At 59.0% G+C, this 16,261-nt stretch carries 13 protein-coding genes and 2 pseudogenes; 9 read left to right on the top strand and 6 right to left on the bottom strand.

Going from position 1 to position 16,261, the window contains the following annotated elements; genetic code table 11:
* The first annotated feature begins 175 nt into the window (after positions 1-175).
* Entirely contained in the window at positions 176-3,418 is a 3,243-nt protein-coding gene (gene rne / locus HMPREF1024_RS15805; protein WP_009308400.1) for a ribonuclease E, read from the top strand.
* 38 nt (positions 3,419-3,456) lie between these two features.
* Here the strand turns inward: rne and HMPREF1024_RS0126265 are convergent.
* Positions 3,457-4,486 (bottom strand): annotated as a pseudogene (locus tag HMPREF1024_RS0126265) (LysR family transcriptional regulator).
* A gap of 16 nt (positions 4,487-4,502) precedes the next feature.
* Between HMPREF1024_RS0126265 and HMPREF1024_RS15810 the strand changes: the two are divergent.
* The gene (locus tag HMPREF1024_RS15810) at positions 4,503-5,717 is read left to right on the top strand and encodes an MFS transporter (protein WP_004176581.1); all 1,215 of its coding nucleotides are present in this window, start codon (positions 4,503-4,505) and stop codon (positions 5,715-5,717) included.
* 54 nt (positions 5,718-5,771) lie between these two features.
* Here the strand turns inward: HMPREF1024_RS15810 and murJ are convergent, their stop codons facing one another.
* From murJ to rimJ, 4 genes are all read right to left on the bottom strand, one after another.
* A complete protein-coding gene (murJ, locus tag HMPREF1024_RS15815) occupies positions 5,772-7,307 on the bottom strand; it encodes a murein biosynthesis integral membrane protein MurJ (protein WP_002899104.1) in 1,536 nt (511 codons plus the stop codon).
* A 111-nt stretch (positions 7,308-7,418) separates the two neighbouring features.
* A complete protein-coding gene (locus tag HMPREF1024_RS15820) occupies positions 7,419-8,330 on the bottom strand; it encodes a Gfo/Idh/MocA family protein (RefSeq protein WP_004140718.1) in 912 nt (303 codons plus the stop codon).
* A gap of 15 nt (positions 8,331-8,345) precedes the next feature.
* Positions 8,346-8,999: a YceH family protein gene (locus tag HMPREF1024_RS15825; protein ID WP_004179323.1), complete on the bottom strand. Its 654-nt coding sequence runs from the start codon at positions 8,997-8,999 to the stop codon at positions 8,346-8,348.
* 9 nt (positions 9,000-9,008) lie between these two features.
* Positions 9,009-9,593: a ribosomal protein S5-alanine N-acetyltransferase gene (gene rimJ / locus HMPREF1024_RS15830; protein ID WP_002899099.1), complete on the bottom strand. Its 585-nt coding sequence runs from the start codon at positions 9,591-9,593 to the stop codon at positions 9,009-9,011.
* Positions 9,594-9,822: 229 nt separating this feature from the next.
* Here rimJ and mdtH point away from each other — a divergent pair, with 229 nt between their 5' ends.
* The 7 genes and pseudogenes from mdtH to HMPREF1024_RS15860 all read left to right on the top strand — a co-directional run bounded on the left by mdtH (position 9,823) and on the right by HMPREF1024_RS15860 (position 15,188).
* Entirely contained in the window at positions 9,823-11,031 is a 1,209-nt protein-coding gene (gene mdtH / locus HMPREF1024_RS15835) for a multidrug efflux MFS transporter MdtH (protein ID WP_002899096.1), read from the top strand.
* 113 nt (positions 11,032-11,144) lie between these two features.
* Positions 11,145-11,705, top strand: coding sequence for a lipoprotein (locus tag HMPREF1024_RS15840; RefSeq protein ID WP_004150824.1), 561 nt, complete (start codon positions 11,145-11,147; stop codon positions 11,703-11,705).
* A gap of 125 nt (positions 11,706-11,830) precedes the next feature.
* Positions 11,831-12,877, top strand: coding sequence for a dihydroorotase (gene pyrC / locus HMPREF1024_RS15845; RefSeq protein WP_004176586.1), 1,047 nt, complete (start codon positions 11,831-11,833; stop codon positions 12,875-12,877).
* 72 nt (positions 12,878-12,949) lie between these two features.
* Positions 12,950-13,202 (top strand): annotated as a pseudogene (dinI, locus tag HMPREF1024_RS0126260) (DNA damage-inducible protein I).
* 302 nt (positions 13,203-13,504) lie between these two features.
* The gene (gene bssS / locus HMPREF1024_RS15850) at positions 13,505-13,759 is read left to right on the top strand and encodes a biofilm formation regulator BssS (RefSeq protein ID WP_002898992.1); all 255 of its coding nucleotides are present in this window, start codon (positions 13,505-13,507) and stop codon (positions 13,757-13,759) included.
* A gap of 125 nt (positions 13,760-13,884) precedes the next feature.
* Positions 13,885-15,003, top strand: coding sequence for an N-methyl-L-tryptophan oxidase (solA, locus tag HMPREF1024_RS15855; RefSeq protein WP_009308396.1), 1,119 nt, complete (start codon positions 13,885-13,887; stop codon positions 15,001-15,003).
* Positions 15,004-15,074: 71 nt separating this feature from the next.
* Positions 15,075-15,188, top strand: a complete 114-nt coding sequence (locus tag HMPREF1024_RS15860) for a DUF2770 family protein (protein ID WP_002898988.1) — start codon at positions 15,075-15,077, stop codon at positions 15,186-15,188.
* Here the strand turns inward: HMPREF1024_RS15860 and HMPREF1024_RS15865 are convergent.
* Positions 15,174-16,238 (bottom strand): rhodanese-related sulfurtransferase, encoded by a 1,065-nt coding sequence (locus HMPREF1024_RS15865; RefSeq protein WP_002898987.1) that lies wholly within the window; start codon positions 16,236-16,238, stop codon positions 15,174-15,176. The two genes, HMPREF1024_RS15860 and HMPREF1024_RS15865, sit on opposite strands and share 15 nt — an antisense overlap.
* Between the last annotated feature and the right edge of the window lie 23 nt (positions 16,239-16,261).

Below are 16,261 nucleotides of genomic sequence, written 5' to 3'. Positions count from 1 at the left end.
AATTGCGCTGTGTTTCCGTTTGAAACACAGGCGACCGACACTCTGCGCCTCTTAAGCGCGCGACAACCGTGAGGTTGGCGACGTGAACCAGACACGAGGCCATCGGTTTTCCCCCGGAAAGGCATTACTCTGCCCGCAGCTTAGTCGTCAATGTAAGAATAATGAGTAAGTTACGATGAAAAGAATGTTAATCAACGCAACTCAGCAGGAAGAGTTGCGCGTCGCCCTTGTTGATGGGCAGCGCCTGTACGACCTGGATATCGAAAGCCCCGGGCACGAACAGAAAAAAGCGAACATCTACAAAGGCAAAATCACCCGCATTGAACCCAGCCTTGAAGCCGCGTTTGTTGATTACGGCGCCGAGCGTCATGGTTTCCTCCCCCTCAAAGAAATCGCCCGCGAATACTTCCCCGCCAACTACAATGCGCATGGTCGTCCTAATATCAAAGACGTACTGCGGGAAGGTCAGGAAGTTATCGTGCAGATTGATAAAGAAGAACGCGGCAACAAAGGCGCTGCGCTCACCACCTTTATCAGCCTGGCGGGCAGCTATCTGGTACTGATGCCGAACAACCCGCGCGCCGGGGGAATTTCCCGCCGTATCGAGGGCGACGACCGTACCGAACTGAAAGAAGCGCTGGCGAGCCTGGAGCTTCCGGACGGCATGGGCCTGATCGTTCGCACCGCTGGCGTCGGCAAATCCGCCGAAGCCCTGCAGTGGGACCTGAGCTTCCGCCTGAAGCACTGGGAAGCGATTCAAAAAGCCGCGGAAAGCCGTCCGGCGCCGTTCCTGATCCACCAGGAAAGCAACGTCATTGTCCGCGCCTTCCGTGACTACCTGCGCCAGGACATCGGCGAAATCCTGATCGATAACCCGAAAGTGCTTGAGCTGGCGCGCCAGCATATCGCCGCGCTGGGTCGTCCGGATTTCAGCAGCAAAATCAAACTGTACACCGGTGAAATCCCGCTGTTCAGCCATTATCAGATCGAATCGCAAATTGAGTCCGCCTTCCAGCGCGAAGTGCGCCTGCCTTCCGGCGGGTCTATCGTTATCGATAGCACCGAAGCGCTGACCGCGATCGATATCAACTCCGCCCGCGCCACCCGCGGCGGCGATATCGAAGAGACAGCCTTCAATACCAACCTCGAAGCGGCTGACGAAATTGCCCGCCAGCTGCGTCTGCGCGACCTCGGCGGCCTGATCGTTATCGACTTCATCGATATGACCCCGGTTCGCCACCAGCGCGCCGTGGAGAATCGTCTGCGCGAAGCCGTCCGTCAGGACCGGGCGCGCATTCAGATCAGCCATATTTCGCGCTTCGGCCTGCTGGAGATGTCCCGTCAGCGCCTGAGTCCGTCGCTGGGCGAGTCCAGCCACCACGTCTGCCCGCGCTGCTCCGGCACCGGCACCGTGCGTGATAACGAATCGCTGTCGCTCTCTATTCTGCGTCTGATCGAAGAAGAAGCGCTGAAAGAGAATACCAAAGAAGTCCACGCCATTGTTCCGGTACCGATCGCCTCCTATCTGCTGAACGAAAAACGTGCCGCAGTGAGCGCTATCGAATCCCGTCAGGGCGATGTGCGCGTTATTATCGTGCCAAACGACGAAATGCAAACGCCGCACTACTCCGTCCTGCGCGTGCGCAAAGGTGAAGAAACCTCAACGCTGAGCTATCTGCTGCCGAAGCTGCATGAAGAAGAGATGGCGCTGCCAGGCGACGATGAGCCGGCGGAGCGGAAACGTCCGGAACAGCCGGCCCTGGCCGCTTTTGTCATGCCAGATGCGCCGCCAGCCCCGATGCTCGAAGAGCCTGCCGCCGCGCCTGTCGCCGCAGCGGCACCGGTCGCGGCCGCCGCACCGGCGCAGCCTGGCCTGCTCTCACGCTTCTTCAGCGCGCTGAAGAATATCTTCTCTGGCGCCGAAGAGGCCAAACCGGCTGAAGTTCAGGTCGAGAAGAAAGCGGAAGAAAAACCGGAGCGTCAGCAGGAGCGTCGTAAACCGCGCGCCAACAACCGCCGCGACCGCAACGACCGCAACGACCGCCGTGATAACCGCGACAATCGTGACAACCGCGATAACCGTGACAATCGCGACACCCGTGCGGACAATGCCGAGGGCCGTGAACCGCGCGAATCGCGTGAAGAGAACCGTCGCAACCGTCGCGAGAAGCCGTCGCAGAACGTGGAAGCCCGTGATGTTCGCCAAACCTCAGGCGACGACGCGGAGAAAGCGAAATCCCGTGACGAGCAGCAGCCGCGCCGCGAACGCACCCGCCGCCGCAATGACGACAAACGTCAGGCGCAGCAGGAAGCCAAAGCGCAGACTCGCGAAGAGCCGGTTGTGCAGGAGACGGAGCAGGAAGAGCGTGTACAAACTCTGCCGCGTCGTAAACCGCGCCAGCTGGCACAGAAAGTGCGCGTTGAGTCCGCTGTCGTCGAGCCAGTTGCCGAGATCGTGCCAGAAGCCGTAGTGGCTGAAGTTATCGCTCCGCACAGCGAGCCGGTGAAAGCCGAGCTGCCGGCAGGGGTGGAGAGCGTTGCGGACCAGGACGAAAATGGCGAATCCCGTGAAGCGAACGGTATGCCGCGTCGCTCACGTCGCTCCCCGCGTCACCTGCGCGTCAGCGGTCAGCGTCGTCGTCGCTATCGTGACGAACGCTATCCGACCCAGTCGCCTATGCCGCTGACCGTAGCCTGCGCATCGCCGGAGATGGCTTCCGGTAAAGTCTGGATCCGCTACCCGGTGGTTCGTCCGCAGGATCAGCAGCCGGAAGAGGTTCAGGTTCAGGACGCCAGCGTCGCGAAAACTGTCGAGGCTGTAGCGGCCCCGGTTGCCGTCGTTGAAACCGTTACCGCTGCGCCGGTCACCGTCGAGCCGGCTACCATGGAACCAGTAACCGCTGAGCCGGTAGTCGTCGAGCCGGTAGCGGCCGCCGAGCCGCTGGTCGTTGATGCTGCGGAAGTTGTCGCGCCAGCAGCCGTCGAGCCAGCGCCTCAGGAGCCGGTCACCGAAGCACCGGCTGTCGAAGCGCCTCAGGCTATCGCGCCAGTGACGCTCGACCCCGAGCCGGTGGTGGTAGAACCTGAAGCGGTGGAAACGACGCCTGTCGTTGCAGCGCCAGTGGAAACTATCGCCCCGGTCGCAGAAACCGTGGAGCAAGCGCCAGTGACCGAAGCGGCCCCTGCCGAACCGGTCAAAGCCGAGCCCCCGGTGAGCAAGCCGGTCGTAGTGGCGGGTCATCGCCATGCCACCGCGCCAATGACCCGTGCGCCAGCTCCGGACTATGTCCCGGAAGCACCGCGTCACAGCACCTGGGTGCGCCCGCCGTTCGCCTTTGAAGGTAAAGGCGCCGCCGGTGGTCATAGCGCGACCCATAAAGCCACCGCTGAACCGACTCGCCCACAGCCCGTCGAGTAAGCGTGCTTAATAAAAAAACCGGCCTTTGGCCGGTTTTTTTATGCGCTTTGCGGACGCTGCATCCCGGCGAGATCCGGCATGATCTCCCGCATCAGGTCGAGGAACTTACGCAGGCGTGTCGGGTAATAGCGCGCCCAGGGATAAACCAGATGAACCGGCAGCGAGGCGGGTCGCCACTGCGGGAACAGCTCAATCAGCCGTCCGGCGGCAATATCCTCCACGACCGTCCAGCTGGACACCATCGCCACCCCCAGCCCCGCCAGCGCGGTGTTGCGCGCGACGTAAAGACTGTCAGTGCTCAGACAGGGAGTAATCGCTGTAGAGACAATCTGCCCGCTTGCCTGATGCCTGAGCCGTACCTCATGCTGATAAAAGGTATTAATGGCGATCCATGGCAGGCCCGATAACGCCTCCAGCGAGGTTAACGGCGGATACTTCGCCAGCAGCTCAGGAGAAGCCACTACGCAGCGCGGCACTTCCGCCAGCAGTACGGATACCGTTGCTGGATCCACCTCCGCCCCCACGCGAATAGCGCAGTCGATATTATCGCTGAGGAAGTCGACGGTATTATCGTTTAGCATCCACTCCACCGACAGCTGCGGATGGCGCTGTAGAAATGCCACCAGCGGCGCCAGCAGCTGCTGCTGGCCAAACGCGTGGGGCGCCCGCACTCGCAGAACGCCCACCGGCCGATCGTCGGCAATACGCAGGTCATCCTCCAGCGCCAGCCAGGCGTCCACCACCTGACGGGCGTGACGATAACAGCGTTCGCCATCGTCAGTGAGCTTCATCGCATGGGTGGTGCGCAGGATCAGCTTAACCCCCAGCAGCCCTTCAAGGGACTGCAGGCGGCGGCTGACCGGTCGCCTGGGTAGTGTCCATCTGCCCTGCGGCGGCGGAGAGCGATCCGGCCTCTACGATGCGGATATAGGTGCGCATCAGCTCAATGCGGTCTATACGCTCTTGTCTTTTCATTTTCCTTTTGCCTATACGTGCTACGTATAACCGTTTTACCACCAGCCCGGCTACCGCGCCAGTCGCGTTCAGGGAAAAATAGCCCCATCGCATCTATGAGGCATTGAACATGACACCGACTTCCCTTTCCACCCGCGACGCAGGCTGGATTATCTTCATTCTCGCACTCGGCGCCGGCTTTAGCGTCGCCTCTATTTACTACGCGCAGCCGCTGCTGCCGTTGATGGGCGCCAATCTCCACCTGACTGTAGAAGGTATGGGTCTGGTCCCTACCCTGACGCAGGCGGGTTATGCGCTCGGCATTCTGTTCCTGCTCCCGCTCGGCGACCGCCACGATCGCCGCCGGCTGATCCTGGTGAAAAGCGCGCTGCTGGCGCTCCTGCTGCTCCTGTGCAGCCTCACCGGCCAGCTCAGCTCACTGCTGGTGGTCAGTCTGCTGATCGGTATGGCGGCGACCATGGCGCAGGATATCGTCCCGGCGGCGGCGATCCTCGCCCCGGCGGGCAAGCAGGGAAAAATGGTGGGCACGGTGATGACCGGGCTGCTGCTGGGGATCCTGCTCTCCCGGACGGTCAGCGGCGTGGTGGGCGCCGTATTCGGCTGGCGGGTGATGTATCAGGCGGCGGCGGTCAGCGTCGCGCTGATTGGCCTGGTAATGTGGCGCGTCCTGCCGCGCTTCGCTGTGCACTCGACGCTGAGCTATCCGCAGCTGATGGCCTCGATGGCGCATCTGTGGCAGCGTTACCCGGCATTACGCCGCGCCGCGCTAGCTCAGGGCGCGCTCTCCATCGCCTTTAGCGCCTTCTGGTCGACGCTGGCGGTGATGCTCTCCGAACACTATCACATGGGCAGCGCAGTAGCGGGCGGTTTCGGTATCGCCGGGGCCGCCGGGGCGCTGGCCGCGCCGCTTGCCGGCGGTCTGGCCGATAAATTTGGCGCCGGTAAGGTGACACAGATGGGTGCGGCGCTGGTCACCCTCTCCTTTGCCCTGATGTTTATGCTGCCGCTGCTGCCAGTGCACGCTCAGTTGGCGCTGATTGCCCTGTCGGCGATTGGCTTTGACCTTGGCCTGCAGTCAAGCCTGGTGGCGCATCAGAACCTGGTATATGGCCTTGAGCCACAGGCCCGCGGCCGCCTCAACGCCCTGCTGTTCACCGTGGTGTTTATCGGGATGTCGCTGGGGTCGGTGCTGGGCAGTAAGCTGTACGTGCTGGCCGGCTGGAACGGAGTGGTCACGCTGGCAGTGATCACTGGCGCGCTAGCCCTGGCGATCCGTCTGCTGGAGAATGCCCGCATCCTCGCTGCCGAACGCAGCGCATCATAAAAAAAACCCCGCTTCGCCTGAGGCGAAGCGGGGTTTTTCTACCCTCACAACCGCTTACGCCGTGCGACGGACAAACTCTTTCACGCGGAAGCCCAGCACCAGCAGCGTGGCGAAATAGGCTACCACCCCGGCGATAACCACCGCCAGCAAACGCATCAGACGGAACGGCATCGTCCCCAGCGACCACTCAGGCATGAGATGCATGACGCCCAGCAGCGCCGCGGCCATAACCAGCACTGCAATAATCAGACGCAGCAGGAAGGCCAACCAGCCTGGCTGCGGGGTGAAAATTTTCTGTTTACGCAGCTGCCAGTAGAGCAGCGCGGCGTTCAGGCAGGCCGCCAGGCCGATGGACAGCGACAGACCCGCATGCTTCAGCGGGCCGATAAACGCCAGGTTCATTACCTGGGTCATAATCAGGGTGATAATAGCAATCTTGACCGGGGTCTTGATGTCCTGACGGGAATAGAAGCCCGGCGCCAGCACTTTCACCACGATAAGGCCCATCAGCCCCACGGAATAAGCCACCAGCGCGCGCTGGGTCATCGCCGCGTCAAAGGCGCTGAATTTGCCGTACTGGAACAGAGCCACGGTTAGCGGTTTGGCGAGGATCCCCAGCGCCACCGCGCTCGGCAGCGCCAGCAGAAAACAGAGACGCAGTCCCCAGTCCATCAGCCGGCAATACTCGTCATGGTTACCGCTGGCGAAGCTTTTTGACAGCGATGGCAGCAGGATAGTGCCGAGCGCCACGCCCAGCACGCCGGAGGGAAACTCCATCAGGCGGTCGGCATAATACATCCACGACACCGAGCCCGACACGAGGAATGAGGCGAAAATGGTATTGATGATAAGGGAGATCTGGCTTACCGACACGCCAAGGATCGCCGGCCCCATCTGCTTCACCACCCGCATCGCGCCGGCATCTTTCAGATTAATTCGCGGCAGGACCAGCATGCCAATCTTCTTCAGATGCGGCAGCTGGTAAGCCAGCTGCAGCACGCCGCCGACCGTCACCGCCCAGGCCAGCGCCAGCACCGGCGGATGGAAATATGGCGCGGCAAACAGCGCAAAGCCAATCATACTGACGTTGAGGAACGTCGGCGCAAAGGCCGGCACCGAGAAGCGGTTCCAGGTATTGAGGATCGCCCCCACCAGCGAAGCCAGGGAGATCAGCAAAATATAGGGAAAGGTAATACGCAGCAGCTGGGTGGTTAGCGCAAACTTATCGGCGGTATCGGCAAAGCCGGGCGCAGTAATGGTGATTACCCACGGCGCCGCCAGCATCCCGATAACGGTAACGATAGCCAGGGCCAGGGTCAGCAGCCCGGAGACGTATGAGACAAACACGCGGGTGGCATCTTCGCCCTGCTTGCTTTTATATTCGGCAAGGATCGGCACAAACGCCTGTGAGAAGGCGCCTTCGGCAAAAATACGCCGCAGCAGGTTAGGCAGTTTGAAGGCGACAAAAAAGGCATCAGTCGCCATCCCGGCGCCAAAAATACGCGCCACAATCGCATCGCGGGCAAAGCCCAGCACGCGCGAAAACATGGTCATCGAACTGACTGCCGCCAGTGATTTTAAAAGGTTCATTACGCTGTTATTCCAAACCCTGGAGTAAAACGCCCGCAAATGCGGGCGCTGGAAAGTGGCGATAGTCTACCGGGTTCAACATGAATTACTACTGTCAGTTGTTACAATGGATTATTCGCTAATGGCGTCGCGCCACAGTTTCTCAACGATCCGCTGAGCCAGCAGCGCCTGTTCGCCTGCAGTTTCAGGAACTGTCTGATTTTGCACGCATTCGATAAAATGGCGCGCGCAGCCGACAAAGCCGCGCTGCTCAAGGGTGGTTTGCCAGCCGGCAACCGGGCGCTGGACCACGCCATGACCGCACTCCTCCTGCCATTCGCGCATCTCGCTGACGGCATATAGCCCGCCATCCGTGACCGCCTGCACCCACTCGCGCTGGCTGCCTGCGCGACGATGCATGCTGGTGGTGACCTGCAGCCGGGGCGAACTGAACTGATGTTCGGCATAGAGCATTTCGCCCTGCGGGGTGATCTTCAGCGCGCCGCCGCGCAGACGCGCCTGACCGTCGGCCAGCCATAGCGCGGTATCCACCACATGCAGATAGTCATCAAGCAGCGTAAAGCGCAGATCGTTACCGACGCTATCGCTACGATGCTTATCCATCCGCAGCGAGGCCGCCTCGCCCAGCCGCCCCTTCAGCTCCCGATAGAGCGGCGCGAAGCGGCGATTAAAACCGACCATCAACGTCAGTCGACGTCGCGCCGCCAGCTCGACCAGCGTCTCCGCCTCACTCAGCTTGTCCGCCAATGGTTTATCCACACAAACATGAACCCCGGCATTCAGTAAGTGATTCACTACTTCATAATGTGAAGCCGTCGAGGTATGGACAAAGACCGCATCGCACTGTGCCGCCAGGGCATCGAGGGAATCAGCGTATGGCATCCGCCAGGTTTCGCAGATCCGCAGCGCCTTCTCTTTACCCGGCGACCAGGCCGCCTGCAGCGTCCAGCTTTCCGCCGCCCCCAGCACCGGCAGCCACGCTTTCTGCGCAATGCTGCCTAAGCCGACCACCCCAATGCGCAATCTTGTCCCCACGTTTTAGTCTCCCAGATGGTGTAACAGCGAATCGAGGCGCGCTTTCAGCTCCGCCACCTCGCCCTCCAGCGCTTCAACCCTGGCGCGCAGATCGCCGTCATCGTCCAGCGGCGCGAGAGCTTCCACTGTGGTGATCAGCGTGTCCATATCGTCGCAAAACAGATGCATATAGCGGCTTTCCCGTTTTCCCGGCTCCCGGGGCAGCCGGGCGACGAAGGGGCCATCTTCGCGCGTCGTCAGCCCTTCCAGCACGCTTTCCACTTCCGCCATATCGCTGAACTCATACATCCGCTGCGCCCGGCTGCGTAGTTCGCCCGGCGTCTGAGCACCGCGCAGCAGCAGCGTCGTGACCACCGCGACCTCGCCGGCGCTAAGCTTCAGATCGCCAAATTCAGAGTTGCAAAAGCGCTGTTCATACTTGGTGACGCGATTACCGAATCCGCTGACCGTGCGCAGATAGTGCCGTTTCACCAGCGTATCCAGCAGGGCCTGGACCTCGCTTTCGCTCAGCGACATCACTGGCTCGCGGTTGGTTTTCTGATTGCAGGCGGTCACCACAGCATTTACCGACAGCGGATACTGCTCGGGGGTGGTGACCTGCTTTTCCAGCAGGCAGCCAATGACGCGCGCTTCATGCGCAGTTAACTGATATTTCATCCTCTCTCCTTAACGTCCCGCAGACCAGTCCGGCGTCGTTAGCGCCGTCAGTACATGGTCACGCCACTGCCCGTCAATCAGCAGATAATCTTTGGCGTAACCCTCTTTTTCAAACCCCAACCGCGCCAGCAGCGCGCCGCTGCGCTGATTATGCGGCATGTAGTTGGCCATAATGCGATGAATATGCTGCGTGCGCTGCATATAGCGAATCGCCGACGTCAGCGCTTCAAACATCAGCCCCTGCCCCTGCCACTTCTCGCCAATAGAATAGCCAAGATAACAGGCATGGAAAGATCCGCGCACCACGTTGGAGAAATTCGCCACACCGATGATCTCTTTTTCCTCAGGGTCGAGCAGCGCGAAATAAAAAGCTGACCCCTGCTTATGAAACTCAGCGATCATCGACAGACGCGCCTGCCATCCGGAGGGATAGCAGTGGCTGTCGTCACGAACCGGCTCCCAGGGTTTTAAGAACGCTTTATTTTCGGCGTAATAATCGGCCAGACGCCAGGCGTCACGATCGTGAACCAGGCGCACCACCAGCCGGTCCGTCGTCAAACGCACCTTCGGCACGTTACTGCGATAGCCAAACATTTCCTTTTTCAGTCCCCCTGACTTCACTCTTGCTTTCATCACTATACCTTTCCTGCACGATAGTGTGAAAACAGCAACATACCATTTTCTGCGCCATCTCCTCTTTTCGATGAATAGGCTCAATCGATCTTGCTTTTTGATAAAAAAATATTGTCGCAAGGGTGCTGGGAAAAGCAGCAGATTGCCCGCAGAATATCCTCGCTTATCTCTATTTTTCCCTGGAGGGGAAATGTCCCGCGTCTCGCAGGCAAGGAGCCTGGGTAAATATTTCCTGTTAGTCGATAACATGCTGGTCGTGCTGGGCTTTTTTGTCGTTTTTCCGCTGATTTCCATCCGCTTTGTCGATCAGATGGGCTGGGCAGCGCTGATGGTCGGCATTGCGCTCGGCCTGCGCCAGCTGGTACAGCAGGGATTAGGCATCTTTGGCGGCGCCATCGCCGACCGCTTCGGCGCGAAACCGATGATCGTCACCGGTATGCTGATGCGTGCCGGCGGTTTCGCGGCGATGGCCGTCGCCCATGAGCCGTGGGTGCTGTGGTTCTCGTGCATACTCTCCGGACTCGGCGGTACACTGTTCGATCCGCCGCGGGCGGCGCTGGTGGTTAAGCTGGTGCGTCCGCATCAGCGCGGCCGCTTTTTCTCCATCCTGATGATGCAGGATAGCGCCGGCGCGGTGATTGGCGCGCTGCTGGGCAGCTGGCTGCTGCAGTATGATTTTCGCCTGGTGTGCAGCGCCGGCGCCGCGCTGTTTATCGCCTGCGCCGCGTTTAACGCCTGGTATCTGCCGGCATGGAAGCTCTCGACGGTGAAAACGCCGATTCGCGAGGGGCTGGGCCGGGTGCTGCGGGACAAACGCTTCGTCACCTATGTCCTGACGCTGACCGGCTATTATATGCTGGCGGTGCAGGTGATGCTGATGCTGCCGATCATGGTGAATGACATCGCCGGCTCGCCGGCCGCCGTGAAATGGATGTACGCCATCGAAGCCACCATTTCGCTCACCCTGCTCTATCCTATTGCCCGTTGGAGCGAAAAACGCTTCCGCCTTGAGCACCGGCTGATGGCCGGTCTGCTGGTGATGACCCTGGCCATGCTCCCCATCGGGATGACCAGCAGTTTACAGCAGCTGTTTACCCTGATTTGCCTGTTTTACATCGGCTCTATCATTGCCGAACCCGCCCGCGAGACGCTGGGCGCTTCGCTGGCGGACGCCCGGGCGCGTGGCAGCTATATGGGTTTCAGCCGTCTGGGGCTCGCCTTCGGCGGCGCGCTGGGTTACGCGGGCGGCGGCTGGCTGTTTGATGCCGGGAAAGCCGTCGGCCAGCCCGAACTGCCGTGGCTGATGCTCGGCGCCATCGGGGTTATCACCTTCCTGGCGCTATGGTGGCAATTCAGTCCGAAACGCTCTGCCTCCGGTATGCTGGAGCCGCGCACCTGATGCGCGCGGCGGCGGTTTCTCCTGCTTTCAGCCTATTCTGCTGGCGCGATGGGTGCTGACAGGTCATGATGCTTTGTGTCAGGATGAAGGAAGGTATGAGCTTGAGGAACCCCATGAAAAAGATATTGATCGCCGCCGCGCTAATTGTCAGCGGCCTGCTGAGCGGCTGTAATCAGCTGACCCAATACACGGTAAGCGAGCAGGAGATTAACCAGGCCCTGCAGAAGCGAAACCATTTCGCCAAAGATATTGGTCTGAAAGGCGTTGCCGACGCCCATATCGAACTGCAGAACCTGACCAGCGCTATCGGGCGCGAGGAGCCGGGCAAAGTCACCCTGAGCGGGATCGCCAACGTCGATCTTAACTCCCTGTTCGGCACGCAGAAAGCGACGATCGATCTGAAGCTCAAAGCGCTGCCAACCTTTGACCGAGAGAAAGGCGCCATCTTCCTGCAGGAAATGGAAGTGGTCGATGCCAAAGTGGCGCCGGAGAAGCTGCAGTCGGTTATTCAGGCCCTGCTCCCCTACCTGAATCAGTCTCTGCGCAGCTACTTCAGCCAGCAGCCGGCTTATGTCCTGCGTGAGGACGCCAGCACCGGCGAAGCGCTGGCGAAGAAATACGCCAAAGGTATAGAGGTGAAGCCAGGCGAGATTGTTATCCCCTTTACCAATTAATCTCCAGGGCGCTACGGCGCCCTGAATTTTTTACGGAAATGAGTGCAAAGGAAAACGTTTACGCTTATCCTTAGTGCCCGGCAAAAAACAGCCCTGATGACTGAACCTATTAGCCGGAGCCTTCCATGACAGCACAATCCCAGGTATTGAAAATCCGCCGCCCAGACGACTGGCATATCCATCTGCGCGATGACGATATGCTGAAAACCGTCGTGCCTTATACCAGTGAGTTTTATGGCCGGGCGATCGTGATGCCGAATCTGGTGCCGCCTGTCACCACCGTCGCGGCGGCTATCGCTTACCGCCAGCGCATTATGGACGCCGTGCCGGCCGGGCATGATTTTACCCCGCTGATGACCTGCTATCTGACAGACTCCCTCGACCCAGCGGAGCTGGAACGCGGCTTTAACGAAGGGGTTTTCACCGCCGCCAAGCTCTACCCGGCCAATGCCACCACTAACTCCAGCCACGGCGTCACCAGCACCGACGCCATTATGCCAGTGCTGGAGCGGATGGAAAAACTGGGGATGCCGTTGCTCGTTCACGGCGAAGTCACTCACGCCGAGATTGATATTTTCGATCGTGAAGCGCGCTTTATTGAGACGGTGATGGAGCCCCTGCGCCAGCGCCTGCCCGGCCTGAAAGTGGTTTTTGAACATATCACCACCAAAGACGCCGCCGAGTACGTGCGTGACGGTAATGAACTGCTGGCTGCTACCATCACCCCGCAGCATCTGATGTTCAACCGCAACCATATGCTGGTGGGCGGCATTCGCCCTCACCTGTACTGTCTGCCGGTACTTAAACGCAATATTCATCAGCAGGCTCTGCGGGAGCTGGTCGCCAGCGGCTTCAGCCGCGCCTTCCTCGGCACCGACTCCGCGCCGCACGCCCGCCACCGTAAGGAAGCCAGCTGTGGCTGCGCCGGCTGCTTTAACGCCCCGACCGCCCTCGGCAGCTACGCCACGGTGTTTGAAGAAATGAACGCTCTGCAGCACTTTGAGGCTTTCTGCTCGCTGAACGGCCCGCGCTTCTACGGTCTGCCGGTCAATGAGAGCTACGTTGAACTGGTGCGTGAAGAGACGACCGTTGTGGACAGCATTGCCCTGCCTAATGACACCCTGGTGCCCTTCCTGGCGGGTGAAACCGTTCGCTGGACCGTGAAGAAATAAAAACGCAGCCCCCTGTTGTCAACGCTAACCGGATACTGTATAAATAACCAGCATCGAACGCAGGGGGCAATTATGCGCATTGAAGTGTCTATCGCCAAAACGACCGCCTTACCTAACGGCGCGCTGGAAGCGCTGAATAACGAACTCTCTCGCCGTATCGCCGAGCAATTCCCGGCCATCGATAGCCAGGTGAGCGTCCGCTACGCCACCGGTAATCAGCTCTCGGTGTTTGGCGCCCTGAAAAGAAGACAAAGACCGGATAAGCGAAATCCTGCAGGAAACATGGGAAAGCGCGGACGACTGGTTTGTCCACGATCTCTCCTGAAGCATGGCGGGATCCAGTTACTCTGGTTTGCTCCCTCATTGTGCTTTTTTTGCCGGGTCGCCCCGGCTTTTTTTATCCCCTCTTCTGTTCAGAATAGTCCTGATTATTCTGCTCAATATCGACTAAAGTGGCCATTTTACGCGCTTATCTTGAGTAAAAAAGCGGCAAAAGAAGAAAATCATGCTGCCTTTCATTTAATTTCTCGAGTTTATTCTTGATCCCTGATATAATTAACTTGCTTCAAAAAATATGCATTAAACCTCGAGAATTGTTGTCTTTTAACATATGAATAAGGGGTTATGATGGAAAAAAATAATGAAGTCATTCAGACCCATCCCCTCGTTGGATGGGACATCAGCACCGTTGATAGCTACGATGCGCTGATGTTGCGCCTGCACTACCAGAACCCCACTCAAGAAAACAGTAATGATGCTGAGATCGGCCAGACGCTATGGCTAACGACGGACGTCGCACGTCAGTTTATTTCAATCCTGGAAGCAGGCATTGCGAAGATTGAATCTGGCGAATACCAGGAAAACGAGTACCGCCGACATTAACGCGGCTTGCGAATGACTTAACATTAAACTTAACAGGCACCTGCGGGTGCCTGAATTATTTTCGGGCTTGTATAAGCACAGGGAGTTAATTACCCTGCTAACAAGGCAATTACCCGGAACTCACCATGCAATACGATCTTATCATTATTGGCAGCGGCTCCGTCGGCGCCGCCGCTGGCTATTATGCGCGCCGTGCCGGACTCAATGTTCTGATGACCGATGCCCATCAACCTCCCCACCAGGAAGGCAGCCATCACGGCAGCAGCCGTCTTATCCGTCACGCCTATGGCGAAGGTGAGAAATATGTTCCGCTGGTGCTGCGTGCCCAGCAGCTATGGGATGAACTGGCAGAGATCAGTGGCGAAGCCGTGTTTGAACGCACCGGCGTCATTAACCTCGGCCCCGCCAGCTCCGCTTTTCTCGCCAACGTCGCCGCCAGCGCCCGTGCGTTCCAGCTTGAGGTGGAAGAGCTGGATGCCCAGGCCGTGATGCAGCGCTGGCCGGAGATACGCCTCCCCGATGACTATCGGGCGATTTTCGAACCCGCTTCCGGCGTACTGCGCAGCGAACTGGCCGTAGAAACCTGGATCCGTCTGGCGCGGGAAGCAGGCTGCGCGCAGCTATTCAACTGTCCGGTCTCGGCTATTCATCACCATGCTGACGGGATCACCATCGATACCCTCGACGGTGAATATCATGGTAAAAAGCTGCTGGTCAGCGCCGGCACCTGGGTCACCCGCCTGCTTCCGGACCTCCCTATCCAGCCGGTACGCAAGGTGTTCGCCTGGTACCAGGCCGATGGCCGTTACAGCAGCAAGAATCACTTCCCGGCCTTCACCGGCGAGTTGCCCAATGGCGATCAATATTACGGTTTCCCGGCGGAAGATAATGAACTGAAAATTGGCAAGCATAACGGCGGCCAGCCGATCTCCACCCCGCAGGAACGGGTAGTGTTTGGCGCTGTCGCCAGCGATGGTTCCGAATCCTTCCCGTTTTTGCGTAACGTCCTGCCTGGCATCGGCGGCTGCCTGCACGGCGCCTCCTGTACCTACGACAATACCGTCGATGAGGACTTTATTATCGATACGTTGCCAGGCAGGCCAGACACGCTGCTGATCACCGGGCTGAGCGGCCACGGCTTTAAGTTTGCGCCGGTGCTGGGCGAAATTGCCAGTCAGTTTGCTCAGGGCGAAGCATCGAGCTTCAATCTGGCCCCCTTTTCTCTGGCGCGCTTTAACGCGTAATGGAATGCGGCACTTTTGCCGTTGGGTAAAGAAACGGCCTCTGCTGAGGCCGTTAGTGATTGAGAGCGGTTATGCGTCGCCTGTTTAATATGCTGGTCAACAACGTGCGCGAGCATTTTATGATCTACCTGGCGCTCTGGCTGCTGCTGGCGATCATCGATCTCGTCTGGTTATGGTTTTTCTGACGGCTCCGGGTCGAGGATCCCGAGTTTGGTATTCAGCCGGCCACGGGATTTATTAAAGATTTTGTTGCCGTTTTCACGCCCGGCGCGCAGCTTACGCTGCTCCTCTTCCGGTAGCTTATGCTCTTCCATGCAGGCTTCGCTACAGCAGCCGGCAAACTTCTCGGCGCAGCTCGGGCACTGGATAAACAGCAGATGGCAGCCATCGTTCAGGCAGTTAGTATGGGTGTCGCACGGCGCGCCGCACTGATGACAGTGCGCGATAACGTCATTGGAGATCCGCTCGCCCATCCGCTCATCAAAGACAAAGTTTTTGCCAATGAAGCGCACCGGCAGCCCCTGCTCGCGGGCGCGACGGGCGTACTCGATGATGCCACCCTCGATGTGCCAGACCTTATTGAAGCCGTTATGCTTCATCCAGGCGCTGGCTTTTTCACAGCGAATGCCGCCGGTGCAATACATGACAATTTTCTTGTCTTTATGGTCCTGCATCATTTCCACGGCTTTCGGCAGCTGGTCGCGGAAGGTATCCGCCGGGATCTCCAGCGCGTTTTCGAAATGGCCCACCTCATATTCATAGTGGTTGCGCATATCGATAAACACGGCATCCGGATCGTCAAGCATCGCGTTGACTTCCGCCGCCTTGAGATACTCCCCCACATTGGAGGCGTCAAACGAGGGATCGTCGATGCCGTCGGCGACGATACGATCGCGAACTTTCAGGCGCAGCACCCAGAAAGACTTACCATCGTCCTCCACGGCGATATTGAAACGCAGCCCCGCCAGCGCCGGATCGAAGCCATAGAGAAACTCACGCAGAGCCTCAACGTTGCTTTGCGGCACGCTGATTTGCGCGTTGATCCCTTCCCGGGCCAGATAGATGCGGCCAAAGACCTTCAGCTGGGTTAAGGCAACCCACAGCGCATCACGGGTCGCCTGCGGGTCGACAATGGTGAAATATTTATAGAATGAGATCGTCGTGCGCGGCTCGGTCTCAGCCAGCATTTGCGCCTTTAACGTCTCATTTGAAATGCGGTTGTGTAACACTGGCATGGTGTACCTGCTCGACATAGAAA

It is taken from the genome of Klebsiella sp. 4_1_44FAA (genome assembly GCF_000238715.1).
Lineage (GTDB): Bacteria > Pseudomonadota > Gammaproteobacteria > Enterobacterales > Enterobacteriaceae > Klebsiella > Klebsiella pneumoniae.
Note: the sequence above shows the minus strand (reverse complement) of the source record. Positions and strands in the feature narration are given on the sequence as shown.